The 20,154-nt window shown below is 39.6% G+C and carries 16 protein-coding genes; 8 read left to right on the top strand and 8 right to left on the bottom strand.

What is annotated here, in order from left to right:
- Positions 1–56: 56 nt before the first annotated feature.
- Positions 57–785 (bottom strand): NUDIX hydrolase, encoded by a 729-nt coding sequence (locus ESB04_RS03255; protein ID WP_129026235.1) that lies wholly within the window; start codon positions 783–785, stop codon positions 57–59.
- 140 nt (positions 786–925) lie between these two features.
- Between ESB04_RS03255 and ESB04_RS03250 the strand changes: the two genes are divergently transcribed.
- Complete coding sequence (locus ESB04_RS03250) at positions 926–1,297, top strand: hypothetical protein (protein WP_129026233.1); 372 nt, start codon at positions 926–928, stop codon at positions 1,295–1,297.
- A 75-nt stretch (positions 1,298–1,372) separates the two neighbouring features.
- Here ESB04_RS03250 and ESB04_RS03245 read toward each other — a convergent pair whose 3' ends face one another.
- Positions 1,373–1,669 (bottom strand): DUF1304 domain-containing protein, encoded by a 297-nt coding sequence (locus ESB04_RS03245; protein WP_317127016.1) that lies wholly within the window; start codon positions 1,667–1,669, stop codon positions 1,373–1,375.
- A 76-nt stretch (positions 1,670–1,745) separates the two neighbouring features.
- Complete coding sequence (locus tag ESB04_RS03240; RefSeq protein ID WP_164969582.1) at positions 1,746–3,143, bottom strand: aminopeptidase P family protein; 1,398 nt, start codon at positions 3,141–3,143, stop codon at positions 1,746–1,748.
- Between the two features lie 153 nt (positions 3,144–3,296).
- Here ESB04_RS03240 and ESB04_RS03235 point away from each other — a divergent pair, with 153 nt between their 5' ends.
- The 3 genes from ESB04_RS03235 to ESB04_RS03225 all read left to right on the top strand — a co-directional run bounded on the left by ESB04_RS03235 (position 3,297) and on the right by ESB04_RS03225 (position 9,346).
- Positions 3,297–4,541 carry a serine hydrolase domain-containing protein gene (locus ESB04_RS03235; protein ID WP_129026229.1) on the top strand — a complete coding sequence of 415 codons (1,245 nt, stop codon included), beginning with the start codon at positions 3,297–3,299 and terminating at the stop codon, positions 4,539–4,541.
- An 83-nt stretch (positions 4,542–4,624) separates the two neighbouring features.
- The gene (locus tag ESB04_RS03230; RefSeq protein WP_129026227.1) at positions 4,625–5,896 is read left to right on the top strand and encodes a purple acid phosphatase family protein; all 1,272 of its coding nucleotides are present in this window, start codon (positions 4,625–4,627) and stop codon (positions 5,894–5,896) included.
- Between the two features lie 144 nt (positions 5,897–6,040).
- Positions 6,041–9,346 (top strand): glycosyl hydrolase, encoded by a 3,306-nt coding sequence (locus tag ESB04_RS03225; protein WP_129026225.1) that lies wholly within the window; start codon positions 6,041–6,043, stop codon positions 9,344–9,346.
- A gap of 63 nt (positions 9,347–9,409) precedes the next feature.
- Here ESB04_RS03225 and ESB04_RS03220 read toward each other — a convergent pair whose 3' ends face one another.
- A complete protein-coding gene (locus tag ESB04_RS03220) occupies positions 9,410–10,297 on the bottom strand; it encodes a DUF4382 domain-containing protein (RefSeq protein ID WP_129026223.1) in 888 nt (295 codons plus the stop codon).
- A 141-nt stretch (positions 10,298–10,438) separates the two neighbouring features.
- Here ESB04_RS03220 and ESB04_RS03215 point away from each other — a divergent pair, with 141 nt between their 5' ends.
- Both ESB04_RS03215 and ESB04_RS03210 read left to right on the top strand, forming a co-directional pair.
- Positions 10,439–11,176 carry a sulfite exporter TauE/SafE family protein gene (locus ESB04_RS03215; RefSeq protein WP_129026221.1) on the top strand — a complete coding sequence of 246 codons (738 nt, stop codon included), beginning with the start codon at positions 10,439–10,441 and terminating at the stop codon, positions 11,174–11,176.
- Positions 11,177–11,272: 96 nt separating this feature from the next.
- Positions 11,273–12,445 (top strand): L,D-transpeptidase family protein, encoded by a 1,173-nt coding sequence (locus ESB04_RS03210; RefSeq protein WP_164969581.1) that lies wholly within the window; start codon positions 11,273–11,275, stop codon positions 12,443–12,445.
- A 265-nt stretch (positions 12,446–12,710) separates the two neighbouring features.
- Here the strand turns inward: ESB04_RS03210 and ESB04_RS03205 are convergent, their stop codons facing one another.
- A complete protein-coding gene (locus ESB04_RS03205) occupies positions 12,711–14,144 on the bottom strand; it encodes a Gfo/Idh/MocA family oxidoreductase (protein ID WP_129026217.1) in 1,434 nt (477 codons plus the stop codon).
- 158 nt (positions 14,145–14,302) lie between these two features.
- Positions 14,303–15,592, bottom strand: a complete 1,290-nt coding sequence (locus tag ESB04_RS03200; RefSeq protein WP_164969580.1) for a purple acid phosphatase family protein — start codon at positions 15,590–15,592, stop codon at positions 14,303–14,305.
- 164 nt (positions 15,593–15,756) lie between these two features.
- Here ESB04_RS03200 and ESB04_RS03195 point away from each other — a divergent pair, with 164 nt between their 5' ends.
- The gene (locus tag ESB04_RS03195) at positions 15,757–16,620 is read left to right on the top strand and encodes a bile acid:sodium symporter family protein (protein WP_129026213.1); all 864 of its coding nucleotides are present in this window, start codon (positions 15,757–15,759) and stop codon (positions 16,618–16,620) included.
- A gap of 105 nt (positions 16,621–16,725) precedes the next feature.
- Positions 16,726–18,084 (top strand): PhoPQ-activated pathogenicity-related family protein, encoded by a 1,359-nt coding sequence (locus tag ESB04_RS03190; RefSeq protein WP_317127015.1) that lies wholly within the window; start codon positions 16,726–16,728, stop codon positions 18,082–18,084.
- 66 nt (positions 18,085–18,150) lie between these two features.
- Here ESB04_RS03190 and ESB04_RS03185 read toward each other — a convergent pair whose 3' ends face one another.
- Together ESB04_RS03185 and ESB04_RS03180 are read right to left on the bottom strand one after the other, a co-directional pair.
- Positions 18,151–19,314, bottom strand: coding sequence for a CPBP family intramembrane glutamic endopeptidase (locus ESB04_RS03185; protein ID WP_129026211.1), 1,164 nt, complete (start codon positions 19,312–19,314; stop codon positions 18,151–18,153).
- 1 nt (position 19,315) lies between these two features.
- A complete protein-coding gene (locus tag ESB04_RS03180; RefSeq protein WP_235832170.1) occupies positions 19,316–20,149 on the bottom strand; it encodes a sugar phosphate isomerase/epimerase family protein in 834 nt (277 codons plus the stop codon).
- Positions 20,150–20,154: the final 5 nt, after the last annotated feature.

Below are 20,154 nucleotides of genomic sequence, written 5' to 3'. Positions count from 1 at the left end.
ATTTTTGTGATATATGAAAAACTTGTTTGTCAAATCAGCATCAGGGTATAGTTAAATTATCTTTCCTTAAATCGGTACAAATAAGGCGCCTTATGCGCTCCACCGGTGAATTGTTTCTCCAATCGGTCTAGGATATTTAGATCCAGCATCATTTTTTGGAAATTATTTCTGCGGAAGGGTTTATCAAAAATGGTTTCGTACAATTGCTGTAGGTCCTTCATAGTGAAAGTTTCAGGTAAAAGGTTGTATCCAACCATCTGGTCGTCGAAATTCCTTCTCAATGACTGCAATGCTTCTGCAATAATTTCTTTTCCATCCATAATCAGGTTGGGTAAATCATAAATATCTACCCATTCCATTTTTTCATCCAATTCCGTTTTTTGGGGGATAACTTTTTCCATATTCACCAATGCAAAATAACCTACCGAAATGAATCTTCTGACAAACCAGGCAAATTCTTCAGGCGAGCCTTGTAGTTGTGGATTTTGCTCCAACAGAGAATTGATGAATACGGAGTTGATTCGATTCGATTTCCCAAATACATAAAATTGCTTGAGGTATATATTCTTTATTTGGGTTCTATCCTCCAAGATTCGTTGGGCTGCTGCATCCAAATCCTCATCCTGGTAGATAAACCCACTGGGTAAGCACCAGAAATCTCCCCGAAAATTTAATTTGGAAACCAGCACCTTGATATTGCCCGATTGGTAGCCAAATATGACACAATCAATTGACAATTGAGGGATATAATTCTTCTGAGAAATGTTTATGTAGCTGTTAGACATAGGTTTATGGAGCTCTACTCAAAAATAATAAATTATTGTCTAAAAAATAGACAATATAAATTTTGTTTTTATATTTGAGTCAAATTAAATCCTTTCCATGAGAGTTCGTGGAGATTTTTACTATCTAAATATTTCAATCCATGAAAAAAGTAAGTATGTTATTAGCCTTGTTAGCTTTCTTCGTAAGCTTTCAAAGTTTTTCTGCCTCCAGCTTTGCGCCTGATTTTTTTGCTGGGAAATGGGAAATCGTAGTTGTTGGAACTCCCAATGGAGATACCAAACTCATTAGTGAGATTACGCGTGTTGAGGGTAAACTTAAAGCCGTGTTGAAAGGTGAAGCTGGGGATTTGGATGCTAGCGTTGAAGAAAAGGAAAATCAAGTTCAAATCTTTTTTCAAGCGCAAGGAATGGATATCACGATGACTTTGACTAAAGTGGATGATGATAACTTGAAAGGTGATTTATTAGGGATGTTTGAAACAAAGGCCAAGCGTATCAAAGAAACTAAATAATTAGGTAATAGTTTGATCTAAAAAAGGGGCTTCATGGCCCCTTTTTTATGTTTTATTCATTAGTAAATTTTCATTTTAGAGAAATAAATAACTTAATATCAGGCTTGTGAGGGCAGGCAATGCTTGTTTGAAAAATATGGCCTTGCTGTACATCGCCCCGAATAGACCTGCTACCGACACACATCCCAAGAAAAATAGTGCTATGTTTTTTGACCAAACAGGATCTGAGATACAAAAAGACCAAATTAATCCTGCCGCTAAAAAGCCATTATACAATCCTTGATTGGCAGCCAAGCTCTTGGTGGGCTTAAATAATTCGGGGGCTAGTACCCCACGGAATGTTTTTTTGCCCAAGGTTTCCCAAGCGAACATCTCCAAATACAGACATATAGATATGCTCTAGGGCAACCAATCCAATACTAATTTTGGCTAGGATTTCCATCGGATATTATTTAAAAATGCTTTTTCCTTTGGCCATTTTTTCAATTTCAGCTACTGTCCTAGGTGAACCTGCCGACAAATTAATAGGGGCATCCTGGGTCACTAAAATATCATCTTCAATCCTGACTCCAATATCCCACCACTTTTGATCACAATTACTTCCTGCGGGAATATATATTCCTGGTTCCACCGTTAAAACTACCCCTGCTTCCAGGGTTCTTGGCCCCATATCATGTACATCCAATCCCAAATGATGGGAAGTTCCATGAGGGAAATATTTTCTAGCTTCTTTGTCGTTGGCCGCAATACCTAACTTAATTAAACCCTCATTAACAACTTTTCTGGAAGCAGCATCGACACCTGAAAAGGGTAATCCGGCTTTACATGCAGCTATTCCTGCATCTTGTGCCTGTAAGACAATTTCATAGATTTGCTTTTGCGCCTCACTGAATTTACCATTGGCAGGTACCGTTCTGGTTACATCTGCACTGTAGCCATGATACTCAGCGGCACAGTCGCTCAGTAATAATTCTCCCGCTTTGATTTCCTTCAGATTGGTGATGTAGTGTAATACACAGGCATTACCCGCCGCTCCGTTGATGCTAGGGTAGCCCGTATATTCTGATCCTTGGTTTTTAAAATGATATTCCATGATGGCCTGCGCTTGGTATTCTTTCATTCCTGGCTTGATGGAACGCATCACATCATTATGTCCCATTACACTGATTTCAGCTGCTTTTTTGATTAAGGCAATTTCCTCGGGATGTTTGATTCCTCTCAACTTGCTTAATATTTGCATGGTCGAACGTTGAGCCAAGGGTTTATTGTGAGCAATAATTAGACTATCCAACATATTCGCCATGCGAGTTAATGGCTCTTCTCTTCTTTCATATTTGCCAAATATACCCTCATTTCTGTAAAGGGAATAAACGGAATCAACCTGTGCAATGGGTAGGGTGGAGGCCATTAATTTGTCATACGTAAAGACCTGCTCCATATGGCTTTTTTGCTTGAAACCTTCTACACCTAGAATTTTACCTGTCCAAAGTTCTTTGAATGGGTCACGGTTTTGAATAAAGATAAATTCAGTATCTGTTTTCCCCAAAATGGTCACGGGTTTTTTAAATAGGAACAGGACCGCATTAGGCTCATCTAAACCTGTGAGGTAGTAAAAGTTTTTATTTTGAGCATATTGATAAGTGATGTCATTATTTCTAACCCGAACCTGAGAGGCAAAAAATACAGCCATTCCTTTATCCGATATTTTTTCTTTGAATGCTGCTCTTCTACTGGCGTGAAACTCGGGACTAAGATAATCGTTGGGATATAATGAGCTGGATTGTGCGAAGGCATCCATCCCAATGACCATGGAAAGTATCCAGCTAAATAGTAGTTTATTTTTCATGTTTTTTGGCTTTAATTGGATCAAGAAAATAAAAGTATCAATTTCATTTGAGATAATGACGGAAGCTCCCATTAATTTGATGCACCTCATGTAGGTGTTTGACCTAAATATTTAGTAGCTTCATCCCAAATTTTTAGCTAGCTATCTTACCCAATGAAAACGACTAAAATTATATTTTCCCTACTTGCCTTACTATTTAGCACGTCCTTGAGTATTGCACAGTCTTCCGATAAACTGGTTGCGGGGATGTCTATGGAGCGCCTAAAACGCTACGAAGCTTTTTTACAAAAAGAAATTGATACCAAGCAAATTCCAGGTGCGGTCAGTATGATTGTTAAGGATGCTAAAATCATTGAGCATCGTGCTTTAGGATATAGCAATGCCGTGGATAAGATTCCTATGAAAACGGATGACCTATTTTACATGCAATCAATGACCAAACCTATCATCAGTGTGGCATTTATGATGTTATTTGAAGAGGGCCATTTTTTATTGACAGATCCTGTTTCCAAATACATTCCAGAGTTTAAAAATATGCGTGTAGCTAAGGATATTCATCAGGGTGCCAATGGTGAAACCGACTCTTTGAATAGTCAAATCACCATAGCTCAGCTGCTTAGTCATACATCCGGCATGACGCATGGATTGGCCACCACGGCGCTTGATCGGGATTTTAGAATGAAATATTACGGTTTGCCTTTCCCTAAAAATATTCAGGAATTAGTCATTAAGGCAACCAAGATCCCTTTAGTAGGACAACCAGGAAAGCAATGGAATTATAGCGCAAGTCCCGATGTTTTATCGGCCTTAATTGAGAAGTTTTCTGGCATGAGCACCAACGATTTTTTGCAGGAAAGATTATTCAAGCCCTTGGGAATGACCAATACGGCATATAACTTGACAGATGCCCAAGCTGCTCGAGTAGTGAAAGTGCATCGTAATGCTCCAAGTGGGGAGTTAGTTTTGAATTCAAATCAACCCAAGACTTCGGGCAATACGATTTGGTTTGGAACACATAGTTTATTCTCTACGGCCAAGGATTACATGGAATTTTGTCAGATGCTTTTGAATGAAGGTAAGTGGAAAGGAAAGCAGTATTTGAGCAAAAAAACCTTGGAACTAATGGTTTCCAATCAAGTAGGAGATATGTACGAAAAGCGAATTCCTGATAGACAAGGGGAGGGTTTTGGCCTTGGATTTGCGGTGTTGGAAAGTGTAGCTAGTAGTCAAATGTTGGGAGATAAAGGATTGTTTTTTTGGTCAGGAGCGAATAATACCCATTTTTTTATTAACCCCAAAGAGAAGTTAATCGCAATCATGTTGACCCAAAAGGATCCACATACCATTTATTACCATACTAAAATGCGTCAGTTGATTCATCAAGCGATAGTCGAGTAAAAATCAGCCGAGCTTATTATACCCAAGAATTTACTCCTTATGCCAAAGCCTTTGTAGCTTTGGCATAATTATCTAAACCTATCATGAAATATTTAATCCTTCTATTTAGTGTAGGGTTCCTACCCCTATGTGCACAGACAGCCAAAATAATCCGTGGCCCTTATTTACAAAATTTTACTGCTTCTTCTGGTGTTATTCGATGGAGGACAGATGTTCCTACGGAAAGTCGGATTTATTATGGAAAGAAAGGTCCAGAAAAGAATCTGATGGTAGAGGACGGTGGATTGAGCACCGAACATGAATTGAAAATAACGGGATTAAAACCTAATCATACTTATTTTTATTCCATTGGGAATTTAGAAAAAGTGGACAATCAGTGGTTTCAAACCTTGCCTAAAACTGGTTCAGAAAAGGCTATACGTATCTGGGCGTTGGGAGATTTTGGTACTGGCAATCGAAATCAGTTGTTGGTAAGGGATGCAATTAAGGCATTCATGAAGGAAAAGCCCATAGATGCTTGGATTTGGTTGGGGGATAATGCCTATGGAAGTGGTAAAGATGTTGAATATCAAAAGAATGTATTTGATATCTACCAATCAGATTTTTTTCCTAACACTAAACTATGGCCTAACCCGGGAAATCATGATTATAAGGACAATAAAGACTCGAAGAAATTAGCTTACTATCAAAATTTCACCATGCCCACTGATGGAGAGGCTGGAGGGGTTGCTTCCGGGACTGAGGCCTATTATTCTTTTAACCTTGGAAATGTACATGTTGTGTCGGTCAACTCCGAGGAAACTTCGGAGGATGGTACGAGTATCATAGACAGTACGGGCCTTCAAGCTCAATGGTTAAAGAAAGATTTGGCAGCTAATAAATTACCCTGGACTATCGTATATTTTCATGAGCCTCCTTATTCTAAGGGTTCACATAATACGGATACAGATGAGGAAATGACAAAAGTTCGTGAACAAATTGTACCTATTTTGGAACGTTATCAAGTGGATTTGGTATTGGCTGGCCATAGTCATTCCTATGAGCGAACCTTGCCTATTCGGGGACATTATGGAATAGATGCCAGTTTTGATACTTCTAAGCATGTGGTTGCCAAGGAATCCAAGCCTAATCACTACCTGGTGGACAAAATCAAGCCTCAAGGAACTATATATATTGTAGCTGGGTCAGGAGGACAATTGGGTAAAAGTCAGCCCGATTTTCCATTGAAATCATCTGCATATTCAACAGTCGCTTTGGGAGGATCATTGATCTTGGATGTTAAAGGCAGGAAATTAGTGGGGAGGTGGATTGGATCAGACGGACGAGTGCACGATGAATTCAGTATTCAAAAATAATTGTCGTAGTGATGTTTTCCTTCCGAAATCTTTTCAGAAGCCTTTGAAGGAATTTATTGGTTGATTTAGTGGCAACCCTAGGACGGACTATGATAGTTTGAAAGAAATTCTTTGGTACTTTGCAAGTATAAAACTGAATTTTTCATGGTTAACTATCGACATTTATTAGTCATTATTCCCCTTTGCTTAGGTATGGAGGCGCAGGCACAAGATGCTATGAAAGCCTCATTTCAATCTCCGCCCAATTCGGCCAAGCCACGGGTTTGGTGGCATTGGATGAATGGAAATATCACCAAGGAAGGGATTCAGAAGGATTTGGAGTGGATGGAGAAAACGGGTATTGGAGGATTTCAGAATTTTGATGCTAGCCTGATGACCCCAGTGGTGGTAAAGGAAAAGCTGAGTTTTATGAATCCTGGGTGGAAAGATGCCTTTAAGTTTACAGCGGATTTAGCCAAGAAAAAGAATTTGGAGATGGCTATTGCAGGGTCTCCGGGATGGAGTGTGACGGGCGGCCCCTGGGTAAAGCCTGCTGATGCCATGAAAAAATATGTATGGTCAGAAACTCGAGTGATGGGGGGTAAATTGTTTACAGGTAAAATTCCAGCTCCTTCCTCAGTAACTGGTCCTATGCAAAATACACCTGTGGAAGTGGGAGGTTTTGGTGGCCCTGTTGCGGGTCCGGTAGCTCCTACGCCCGAGTATTACCAAGATTTTGCGCTTATTGCTTATCCCTTAAGTTCACAGGATAAAACACTTGCTAGCTTACAACCTACCTTAACAAGTAGCGGAGGTAGTTTTAGTGTAAGTCAATTGACCGATGGGGATTTACACAATTTCTCTATGCTGCCTCCTAAAAACGTGGGTGAGGAAACCTGGATTCAATATGAATTTGCCTCGGCAGAGGAGATTTCGGCGGTCACAGTGGCTAACGAAGGATATGGTGAATTGGCGGTATTTAGGGGAGGTCCTGAGAATAGATTTTTACAGTATAGCTTGGATGGAATAAATTTTAAACAGATTATAGCCATTCCTGGTACCATTACGGCACAAACGACTCTTTCATTTAGTCCAATTAAGGCTAAGTTCATCCGATTGGTCTATAAGACCTTAGCGCCAGCGCCTAGTATGATGGCTATGTTTGGAGGAAATGCTGATAACACTCCTAAAGGCACTATGGTCTCCGAATTTGTTGTTCATTTTAGTCCCAAAGTGCATTTATATGAAGGAAAGGCTGGATTTCAACCATGGGTTGAGACGCCAGAAAACCTTACATATAACCCATCTGGACCTAGTGTTCAACAGGTTATCGACCTGACAAGTCAAATGAAGCCAGATGGTAGTTTGACTTGGGAAGCACCCGCTGGACATTGGGTGATTTACCGCTTTGGTTATTCCTTAACGGGTAAAAAGAATCATCCGGCTTCTCCTGAAGCGACGGGTCTGGAAGTGGACAAGATTGACCGAGAGGCAGTGAGTCGATATTTGAATAATTATTTAGATCAATACAAGGAGGCTACGGGCACCGAGTTGATGGGTAAAGAGGGTTTAACCCACATGGTTTTGGATAGCTATGAAGCTGGCCACATGACCTGGACTCCTGCTATGTTTGAGGTTTTCAAAGCGAAAAGAGGCTATGATATGAAACCTTGGTTACCCGTTTTGGTGGGTCAAATTGTTCAAGATTTAAAGTCGAGCGAGAAATTCTTATGGGATTTCAGAAAGACCATCGGTGAAATGATTGTGGAGAATCATTATGAATTGATTGGCGAAATTTTAGCCCAAATAGGCATGAAAAGATACACGGAGTCCCATGAAACGGGTCGTATATTTTTAGCGGATGGAATGGATGTCAAAAAGAAATCAGACATACCTATGTCTGCCATGTGGCAGCCGGGTGCTTTGGTAGCGGGTTCAGATGAGGAAATTAGGAGCCGAGCTGATATCCGTGAGTCTGCTTCGGTGGCCCATATTTATGGACAAAATATCGTGGCGGCAGAGTCCATGACTACCGTGGGAAATCCATTTAAACCTCATCCAGGTACCTTAAAAAGAACTGCTGATGTGGAAATGGCCTCGGGCTTGAATCGATTTGTGATACATACATCTGTGCATCAGCCCTTGGATAATTTATTTCCTGGGTTTACGTTGGGGCCTTTTGGTCAATGGTTTACTCGTCAGGAAACCTGGGCAGATCAAGCCCGTGTTTGGGGAGATTATTTAGGAAGAAGTTCCTATATGTTGCAGCAGGGAAAGTTTGTTGCGGACATACTATATTACTATGGCGAGAATACCAACATCACTTCCAATTTTACACAAGCCCTGCCTGACTTACCCAAAGGCTATGAGTATGATTTTGTTAATTCGACAGCCTTGAAAAATGTTATCCAGGCTAAGGATAAAAAGTTGACGAATCCTCATGGAGGAGTTTATTCTATCCTAGTGTTGGACGCTACAGCGAAACAAATGACATTATCAGTGCTTCTTCAAATACTTCAGTTGGCAAAAGCTGGGGTGCCAGTAGCTGGACAGGTTCCAGTATACAGTCCAAGTTTGATGGATAATGAAGAAGAATTTAAATCGCAATTAGCTCAATTGAAAAAATTGCCCAATGTATTTTTTGGACAATCCATACCCGATGTATTGAAAAAACATGGTGTGTTGGAAGATGTAAAGATTTCTAATCAAAAAGCCGAAATCTTGTATGTACACCGTACTTTGGCGGATAAAGAAATTTACTGGTTGAACAGTCGGTCGGATGCTTCTAATTCTGCCCAAGTGTCTTTCCGTGTGACAGGAAAAGTTCCTTTCATCTGGAATCCAGAAACGGGAGAAATTTCTACAGTGTCTTATGAGATGAAAGGTGGTCGCACGGTATTGGATTTAACTTTTACCCCTTGGGATGCCTATTTTGTCGTATTTGAAGGGAAGGCCACCTCAGTGAAAATGTCTTATCCTAAACCTGCATTAGTCGGTAGTCAGTCCATAGAAGGGCCTTGGAAAGTACAGTTCCAAAAGGATAGAAGCGCCCCGTCTGAAATAACCTTAACTAATTTGATTTCCTTGGATAAACATGAAAATCAAGGGGTGAAATATTTCTCAGGAGCTGCCACTTACAGTAATAAGTATGAATTGTTGAGCATCGCTCGCGGTGAAAGTATCAAGTTAGACTTGGGTGATGTAAAGAATCTGGCGGAGGTGTATGTCAATGGTCAAAAGGTAAGTACTTTATGGAAAAAGCCATTTATCGTGGATATCACTTCCCCATTGAAAATGGGTAAAAATACCATTGAAATTAAGGTAATTAATTCATGGGTGAACCGTTTGGTGGGCGATGCGCAAGCAGGGGCTAATAAAATTACGTTTACCTCGTTCCCATTGGTTCGTCCTAATAGCCCAACGGAGGAATCAGGCTTACTTGGGCCAGTTAAAGTTTTGAAATACAAATAAAATGATAATGAGTAGTTAAAAATCCCCGGTTTTTCCGGGGATTTTTTTTGATGAAAACCTTAGTTATAAGGCAATGTTAAGGGAGGTCGTCTTTTGGCTTTGAACAGTAATTCCATTTACTTGTTTTTCTACTTTGATCTGCCCTGTTGCCGTTTCTGAAACCAGAATTAAATCATAATTACCTGCTGCCAGAAATGATAAGGTATATGCACCAGTTGAGTTGATTTTGGTACTGGAAATAGCGTTAGGGAAACGGACATTTTCGCCTGTAGGCTCGTTACTTTCGCTGTTGGTATATTTATCTTTTTCATAGCTATACAACACATATTTCTTGTCGCCAGCTAAATTGCTCACTATTCCAGAAATACTTCCAGATTGATTGTTAACAATTATTTTTAGGGTAGGATTAAGTATATAGGTATTTCCTGAACCTGTAACAGTAATGGATTTTCTTAAGTCGAAGTCCGCTGTTACTTCTACTGTTCCGTTGATTGGTACAGAGAAATTGCCATTGGCTTTATAACCTGACTGGGATCCACTGGGAACAAAAAGTGGCATTTTTTCGCCTGTGTTCAATTCGACATAGCATCCAGGGTTCGTTGGATTGTTTGTTCCTTTACTAGGGGCATCCAATTTGAATCGTAAACCTGAATAGTTACCTGATTTAAGCGTATAATTACCCAACAAGGAAGTTTTACCATTTTGCAAATCAAGTATGTTAACAGTTTGTGGACCAGTAAAGTCGGTAGCGGTTTCCCAAGTACCTCCATTATTTTGATATTCTAAACCTGTAAAAGTAACATAGACCGCTTTTACATTATTAGCATCGATTGGGGCATCTGTCACGCTAAGGGCAAGTTTTCCTGTTCCCTCAGATACTTCATCTTTAGAACAAGCAAAAAACAAGGCAGAAAATACAACAAGGGCTGAGAGTTGATTAGAGAGTTTCATGTTAGTTTATATTTTTTAAATTTTCATTATAACGAAATTATACTGTTAAATTTTATTAAAAAAATGCTAAATTGGTTAAAATAGACGGGTTTATTAGTCATTTTTCGCCTATTGGTCATCGCAAATTTTGTGTTTATAGATATGTTGAGTTCTTTAGTCGTTTTATGCATTATTTTGGCAATAATTGCCTTTTTGTATGCATCGGTGGGGCATGGTGGAGCGAGTGGTTATTTAGCTGTGATGGCTTTTCTGGGAGTAGCTCCTGCCATCATGAAGCCTTCTGCTTTGGTGATGAATTTAGCTGTTTCCTTATTTTCCTTTATTGGATTTTATCGGGCAGGATATTTCAGAATAAAGCTGTTTTTACCCTTTGCATTGGCCTCGGTGCCCATGGCCTTTCTAGGAGGAACAATGACCCTTTCAGATTCGATTTACAAGAAAATTTTGGCCTTGTGTATTTTGATTTCTATTATGAGATTACTTTTTCGGTTTAAAAATCAGGAGGAGGAAATTAGACCTATTTCTTGGGGGGCAGGATTGCTATCAGGTGGAGCCATAGGTTTGTTATCGGGTATGATAGGCATAGGAGGTGGGATCATTTTAAGCCCCTTGATGCTGTTGATGCGCTGGGCAAGTCTGAAGCAGACGGCGGCGGTATCAGCCTTATTTATTTTTGTCAATTCTTTATCTGGATTGTATGGACAATTGCAAAAAGGTGGCATTCAACTGACAGAGCATTTTCAATGGGCTGTCGCAGCTACAGTCCTTGGAGGATTATTGGGGTCCTATTTTGGAAGTCAAAGATTCAATGTACCCACCTTGCGATACTTATTGGCCGTCGGATTGGTCATTGCAAGTATCAAACTAATTTTCACCTAAATGAATGATCTCTTATTCAGTCAAGGTAATTTCTTGTCAAAAAGATTCTTTAGGCCAAGGTTTCAGGTGCTATGGGTCTTCGGGCTATATTTCATTTTGTCAGGAGAAGTCATGGCTCAACAAAGTCAATGGCTCTGGTTAAAGGATAAGGCTCAAATAAAAAGCTTAGACTCATTGATTCATCTTTCGCCTCAATGGGCGCTCAAGACTGAATTTTATTCACATGCTTTGTTAGATTCATTGATTCAATTTCCAAATAATTTGAAAGGTAGGAATGATTCTTTACTCTGCGAGCAAAGAATCGCTAATGTGGCCCAATCCTTTTTTGAAGATTTGAGCTTTGGTAACCCTAGGCCAACTTTTAAGTTCCAGGGCTATGCCTTCGAATTAAGGAAAAAAGAAGTAAGCCAGTTAATTCAAGAGTATATGAAGAAAAAATCAATTGTAAAATTAGCTAATCATCTAAATAGTCCAATTGAAATAAAAATTTTGTTAGCTAGTTTACAAGTTCAGCGAGATAGTCTCGGCTCTAAATCTGCTTATTTAGAGCCTTTAGTTCAGTCCATAAACCGTTATCGCTGGTTAAACCACGTTCGTAAAAATACTTTACTGACCGTCGTGAATATCCCCGCTGCCTCTTTAAAGGTTTATCAAGGAGATCAAGTAGCCTTACAAATGAAAGTGGTGCTTGGGCGACCAGCTAGACCTACCCGTGAACTAAGCTCTCAGATTAAAAATATTATTATCAATCCTAATTGGTTCGTTCCTCGCAGTATAGCTACGGAGGAATTGTTACCTGAGATACAGAAGAACCTTCGCTATTTTTATGCCAGTCATTTAGAGTTATTGGACAGAAATAATCAGGTAGTTGATGCTGCCAAAGTAAATTGGAAGAAACTGAGCAAGGAATACTTTCCCTATAGTTTCCGTCAAAGAACGGGAGTTTGGAATACCTTGGGAATAATGAAGATAACTTTTGATAATCCTTATCGACTTTACTTGCATGATACCTCAGAAAAGAAGCTATTTGCTTCCTCCAAAAGGTTTTACAGTCATGGCTGTATCCGACTGGAAGATCCTATAGCATATGGTAAATTACTTTTGTCGCCAAATACTTTGGCCATGGATACTTTGAATATCAAAGGACCTTATCACGATATACCTAGCAAGTGGATTAAAGTAAATAAGAAAGCTCCTTTGATTATTTGGAATAATTTAGTGGATATTGATGAAAAGGGGGCTGTGGTTTATTGGAAAAATGTTTACTAATAGAATGACGAGATCGAGAGTCAAGTTATATATTATAGATTATGAATGTATTGTGTTCTAATCTAGTCTTATACTTTGGTTTAGTAATGATTATACATCCAACACATAACCAGGTTACATTTTATCCTCAGGATTTTAGGTATGGGTATTTAGTTCCTAAGCACCTAATTTCAATTGGTTAATCCCAACTATGTTTATAATCAATAATCTATAATTTACCATTCACCATTCACCATTCAGCATTTACCATTCACCATTCATCCCCCTAAACTTTATAATATTGTTCCCAACCTTTTCTAGGTGCAGCTCCTTTCAACAGGCTATTTGCCAAAGAGTTATTGGTGATTTGCTTGGTTTTTGGATCGAAGATCAATTTAGTATTTAATTTTTGAGCCATACAGCCTAATGAGAATACCTGACTCAACGGTCCTGCAATGGCAAATGGAGAACGAGTTTCCTCTTGTCCCATACAGGCCTTCAGGAAGTTAGCATAGTGATTGGAAGGACTCTTAGGAACTTCTGGAAGTTTAGAGGCCATGTCTTTGGCCTGCTCCGGTGGAATGATGGATAAGGTACTTCCATGTGATCCTCCTTTAAAGGTTAGGTCTTTTGAATAGATGATTTTACCAGGGTTTAATTTGGCAGGTTGAATCTTGCCATTGCTAGCAGGAGGGATGTTCGGATCTAGTTCGGTGACACCATATCCCTGAGGTACAGGAGGGAGGTTATTTACCCCATCATACCATGTGATATCCACTGGAGGCATATTGCCTCGTTCTGGAAATTTGAATAAGATGGTGGAGGCTTGTGGATAAAAGAAAGGATTATGTCCGTCTGCACGTAGCATATTGATTTCCGTTGGAAGGCCTAATTCTAAAAACTGATGAGCTGTATCAATGATATGCGCACCCCAATCTCCCAAGGCACCTAATCCATAATCAAACCAGCAACGCCACTGCCCGTTCACAAAATCCTTATTATAATCTTTGGGTTGAGTAACACCCATCCAAACATCCCAATCCAAAGTACTTGGAATGGGTTCTCCTGGAGGAAAGCTTTTGATCTGGGTGTTCCAGCCATGCCAGCGTCTGGAGGAATTCATATGTGCGGTGATCGCGGTAACATCTTTGATGATACCCGCCTCTTTGTAGGCTTTGAATTGAAAGTAATTAGCTTCCGAGTGTCCTTGGTTTCCCATTTGAGTCACCACTTTACTGTGTTTTTTGGCCGCTTTCATCATCAATTCGATTTCGTTGAAAGTACGAGCCATTGGTTTCTCCACATAAACGTGCTTGCCCAAACCTAAGGCCATCATGGTGATAGCAAAATGCGCATGATCGGGTACGCCGATAGCTACCGCATCTATTTGATTGCCCATTTTGTCGAACATCACTCGGAAATCCTGAAATCTAGGAACATCTGGGAATTTTTGAAGTACATCCAAGGTTTGAGGTGCCCCCATGTCCACATCACAGAAAGCCACGAAATTGGCTAGACCTGTTTTATGAAATGACATCACATCTGAACCTCCTTGGTTACCAATGCCTATACAAGCTAGATTAACTTTGTCCCCCGCTTTTTTGGTAGCTAAAAAAGAAGAATGTTTTTCCGGATTGGTCCAAATGTAAGGGAAGGCAGAGGCGGCTGAAAGTAATCCTGCATTTTTCAGGAAGGTCCGACGGTCTTGATTAGATTTCATATGCGTTTCGTTTGTCCAAATATACCATTTAATATGAAATAGCTTGGTGGTATTTATTCCTTGTGATTTTTTATTTAAAAGAAATATATGAGGGAAATTTACTGAAATGGAAATAAAAAAGGCTAGAACTTTATGGTATCATGTTCTAGCCTGTTAGTTTATTTTTTGGTGATGGAGAATCGGTCATGTATTTCTCCGTCTGATCCGAGCCAAACAGCTTCTAATTTGCTTTTGGTGATATCTAAAATCATAGACCCTCCAATTTTATTGTTAGAATAAATGGATGATTTCAAGGGATAGCCTTCTCGCTGCCCTCCTAATTGTCCACCGGAACCATTGACGATATAAATCACGCCTTGTCCTTCTTTGCCGACCACATATTCATTCGGTGCAGACGTCTTTTCCACGATGTGCTTGCTGGCATCAAAGGTATTGTTGATACCATAATGACCTCTCAAAGGATGCGTTCTTTCATAAACGTGGCTATGACCAGCCATTACGATATCTACTTTATATTTCTCAAACAATGGATTTACATTTTCCCTCATTTTAACCATATCCTTTTCCGTGTCAGAGTCATGTGAACCCTTAGAATAGGGAGGTTTATGGAAATAGACGATAGTCCATGGAAGCTTGTTGCTAGCTAAATCTTTTTCTAACCACTCAAATTGGGCTCCTTTCCCATCCATGACCTGTAATCCCTTGGGCTCCATCAATTCGGAATCAATGGATACCAAATGTACTTGACCATAGTTGACAGAATAATAGGATTCATTGCCAGAAGGCACTCCTCCCAATTCGCCTTGAACGGGCATATTGAATATTTTGAAATAGGGTGGCTCGGCAGGATCATGTTTTCCAGCATAATCATGGTTGCCTGGGGCGGGATATAAATTTAGGTTTTGAAAAAAATCCTCTTGATAAATTGGAAATACCTTCCTTTGATATTCTTCGTCTAGGCCCTTACTGTACGCATTATCACCTAACCAAATCCAAGCGTCCGGACGGTGATTTTTGGTGTAATTGATGATGGCATTTTTTACCTCCAGCTGATTTTTGGAACCAGAACCAAAATCACCTAAAGCCCAAATTCTTACCGGCTGTGTAGAGCCTAATTTAGGGGCAGTCAGAATAAATCGCTTTTCCGTAGCGGGCTCTAGGTTTTTGCTATCTCCAATAGTATAATAGTATTTTTTATTCGGTTTTAGGTTAGAAATTAAAAGTTCATGTTCGGTTACTTTTTGAGCGCTTTCAACCGATTTATTCAGTTTGTTAGGGCTATCTCCAAATACCACTTTACTTTCTGTGGCTTGTTCAGTACGCCAACGCACAATGGCCTGACTTGGACTCACACTTTGCAAATATGGCCCACGAATGACTTGTGCTACTAGGGTAAATTGAGCGAATAATAGGAATAGAATAGAAAGGAATTTGTTCGGAATTTTCATAAGTGAAAAATAGGTTTTTGAATGCACAATATTACCCATTAATATTTATAGGAGATGAAGTCTAGGTGAATTTTTGTTTAAGATCTGTCCAACATGGCCCATGGACTTATTAATTAAATTCAAAAAATCATTAACTTAGTACCATATTCTAAACCTATTCATTTATGCAAGCTAATTTTTTATCAGCTGTTTTATTGCCTCTGGCTTTAGCCATCATCATGATGGGCCTAGGCCTATCTTTACAAATTTCAGATTTCAAGCGGGTAGTTACTTTTCCTAAAGCTGTGTTGCTAGGACTATTCTGTCAGATGATTTTATTACCTGTAATTTGTTATTTTATTGCCTTGGGCTTTGGATTGTCACCTGAATTAGCAGTAGGTTTAATGCTTTTATCTGCCTCACCGGGTGGTCCCACTGCCAATTTATATTCCCATATTTCCAAAGGTGACGTAGCTCTAAATGTGACCTTAACGGCACTGAATAGTTTGATTTCGGTCTTTTCCATCACCATCATTGTCAATTTTGCTATGAAGCAATTCATGCAATCTGATCAATACGTGCCTCTACAATTTTCTAAAGTGATGGAGGTAGTGATGATTGTTTTATTACCCGTTTCGATAGGTATGGTCGTTCGCTCCAGGTTGGCTAATCTTGCGGCCACTTTGGATAAACCAGTGAAGATAGCCTCAGCCATCTTTTTGACTTTGGTGATTATTTTGACCATTTTGAAAGAGAAAAACCATATCGTTGACGACTTTAAAGAGGTTGGATTAGCTACTTTGACACTAAACATTGCGAGTATGGCCATTGGTTATTTCCTGCCACAATTCTTCCAAATTAGTAAGAAGCAAGCCATTGCCATTGGTATGGAAATTGGCATTCATAATGGAACTTTGGCCATCTTTATTGCGCTGACGGTTATTGGAAATAGTACCATGAGTATTCCACCCGTTATTTATAGTCTATTGATGTTTTTTACCGCTGCCATTTTTGGATATTTAGTTAATATTGGCAGGAAAGAAGACTAATTTCACTTGATTTCGCTAGAATAGTTTATTTTTTGGAAAGTATAATTAACTTCTTCCGTTTAAATATGCTATTAATTTGTGGTGTGTTAACTATAATTACGCCACATGAATTCTATGCATAGTAAGTTGATTAAGATTATTGCGCTTATTTTAATTATCAGTTCATCTGTTTATGCTCAAAAAAGCAAGATACTTCCTGAGACAGCATTAAGTTCATATATTCATAATGGAGATGCATCATATCATTGGGAAGTGCGTGATTCATCCAACATAGGAGCATGTAAGGCTTATCAATTAATCTTGACTTCTCAAAAGTGGCGTGAATATACTTGGCGTCATCAATTGACTATATTTGTTCCAAGGGAGATTAAGTACCAAGATGCCATGTTATTTATTTCAGGCGGTTCCAATAAAAATGAGCAGCCCAATTTAGTAGCCGATGAGCGTCTTTGGCCCATTTTATCCAATATGGCTGATAAGAATAAGGCGATTGTGTCATTAATTCGACAGGTTCCCAATCAACCATTATATGGGGACAAAACGGAGGATGAGTTGATCTCATATACCTTACATCAATTCAAAGAAACCAAAGATTATACTTGGCCATTGCTTTTTCCTATGGTTAAATCGGCGGTTCGTGGTATGGATGCCGTGCAAGAGTTTAGCCAAAAAAGGATGAAAACCAAGTTGGGCGGTTTTGTTATATCTGGCTTTTCTAAACGTGGATGGACTACCTGGCTCAGCGCTGCCATAGATGACCCCAGGGTAAAGGCTATTGGGCCGATGGTGATTGATATGTTGAATATGCCAGCTACTTTGGATTACCAATTTAAAACCTATGGCGAATACAGTATTCAGATTCAAGATTATGTTAATTTGGGAATTCCTCAGGGGAAAGACACTCCTGATGGTAAATTATTAACAACCCTTGTAGATCCATTTTCTTATCGTGCCAAATTGAAAGTACCAAAGACCTTATTCATTGGTACCAACGATGAATATTGGACGGTGGATGCCATCAAGCATTACTGGGATCAGATTCCTGGTAAAAACATGATTCATTATGTACCCAATGCAGGACATGATTTAGCAGGTGGTAAGCAGGCCTTTGAGGCTTTAAGTGGATTTTTTGCCAATACCATTCAGGGCCGTGAGTATCCAGTTTGTACTTGGAATGTGGTTTCCGCAGTAGCTGCGGCTGAATTGTCGGTCAATGTAGCCACACAAGATTTATTGGAAGCAACGCTCTGGGAAACCACATCCATGGATAAGGATTTCAGAAACAACCTATGGTTGAGTTCTCGAGTAAAATTGCAAGATCTACCTCAGTTGAAAATTAAAAAAGAATACCCTAAAAAGGGGTTTCAAGCATTTTTTCTAGACCTAAAATATAAAGATGCTTCTGGTGGAAGCTATACCATTAGTACCAGGGTATTTGTCACAGATACCCAAAAGATTATATAATAAACCTCTAACCTATGAAAACCGGTCAGGACAGATGTCGCAAGATGTTTGTCCTGATTTTTTTGTTTACTTGATGCTGTGTAAAGAAAATAGGAATTCTGAGCAATTTACTAAACAATGCACTAGGGCAGCATAAAATACATTTTTGGTCTTAATGTAAGTATAACCATAAGCCCAGCCTGCCACACTGGCTAGTCCCACAAAAATCACTGAGCCGGCATGGAAATGTACTAAGCCGAAGAACATGCTAGTTATAGCCAAGGCGGTATAGGTGCCGGTTTTGGCCACTTGATTTTTCTCCAATAAATAAGCTCCAGCAAAAAGCACTAGACTTATAACCCCCGGAAACCAAAAGAGCGCTGGATACATGGCATAGCCCGTAAAAAAACTAAGTAGGGTAAACAACAGTCCTCCCCATATCCAATAGGATTTCCAATGAGTAGCCAAATTGATTTTCCTCGCCAAGATGTTTTGAATAAGCCCTCTAAAGAATAATTCTTCAAATAATGCCGTACCAATGTACACTCGAATGAGCTCACGAATGGCTGCGGGAATCAATAACCAACCAAAGTCTTGGAAGGGTTGATTGATATTAAAGTCCCAGATAATTCCTATGAAGTACACAAAACCCAAAAAGGAAATCCATGAACCCAAGGCAACACTTAGATGTGAAGCTTTCCAGGTGGGATAAAAACCTACTTCGGGTAATTTTCTGACAACCACAAAGGAATAGGCTGCGCCTAAAATTAAGGTGATTTTCTGCACTGAGCTGAAGCCAGAGGTTTGCCAAGGTAAATCGCTGTTTCCAGGAAAATGAATGATGGTGCTGGGGATTAATACTAGCAAAAGTATCCATAAATCTGCCCAGGCTACGTCTTTCCTGGGGAACGCTAGAAAAGCCAGCACGGGAAATAAGTACAGGAAAAAATACAATCCCGAACTGCCTGTGAAAGGATTGATGCCATGCCAGAGGTAATGGCTAGCCAATAGGGTGAATAAAAAAAGAGGAACCCATAAGGCCCTCTCTTTTGAGTTTTGATACAAATCCTGCAATTTCTTTACCACCGCAGGCCTCCCCATGGTAAATATGAATCCATATAAAATGAGGAAATAAACACTCGAAATGAGCAGCTCTTGGACAGCGACGGAATGATTGAAATATAGAAAAATTACATAAATAAGCCCTGTTAACACAGCGCCATGTTGGATGGATTTGTGATAGCTAGACATCTTAACCAATGAATTTTTGGATATGCTGATAGCTTTTCAAAATTAATTCTTCCTCGGTAGTATAATTTTTTCTCCAAATGCAGGCAGCAGGAAGAAGTGGCGTAAAGGCCTCTACAACTAACCAACCCTTGTAATTCATTTTGTCAAGACTTTCAAAGACATTGGCCCAATGCACCTGACCTTCTCCTAAAGTAGCACGGGTGTTTTCAGATAATTGAAAATGGCCAATTTCATCGGCAATTCGAATCATGGCCTCTCCTGTATTGAATTCTTCAATGTGTGCATGGAAGGTATCAAACATGATTTTGACATTCGGGTGATTGATGGCCTTCACTAAAGCGTATAACTGATCAGCTGAGCTAACCACGTAATTCTCAAATCGGTTTAAATATTCTAGTCCCAGCATTACGTTCATTTTCTGAGCATGTTCGGCTAGGGCCAGCATACTTTCCTTAGACCAATCTAATTCCTGTTGGGTTGGAGCAGCCCCAGAAAATACACCCAAAGCAGAATGGTAAGGTCCTGATAACCAAGTGGCACCCAAATAGGCTGTTACATCCACAGCCTTTTTAAGAAAGTCCACCCCATTCTGGCGAACTGCAGGGTCTGAAGAGATGGTATTGCGATCTGCTCCTAAGAAAGTAACCGTAAATACTTCCAGTCCCAAACGTTCAATTTCTTCTTTCCATGGTTTCCAATAAGCTAGGTCAGTTTCAAAAATGGGAATTTCCACTCCAGTATAACCTACTTCTTTGATGTAGGATAAATGAGGAATGAGTGATTTGTTCATGTCTGGACCATAGACCAACATGTTCATTGCAACAGGATATTTCATAAAAT

The sequence above is a fragment of the Aquirufa rosea genome (assembly GCF_004118285.1).
GTDB classification, from domain to species: Bacteria; Bacteroidota; Bacteroidia; order Cytophagales; family Spirosomataceae; genus Aquirufa; species Aquirufa rosea.
The sequence above is the reverse complement of the archived record's forward strand: the minus strand, read 5'-3'. Positions and strand labels throughout refer to the sequence as shown.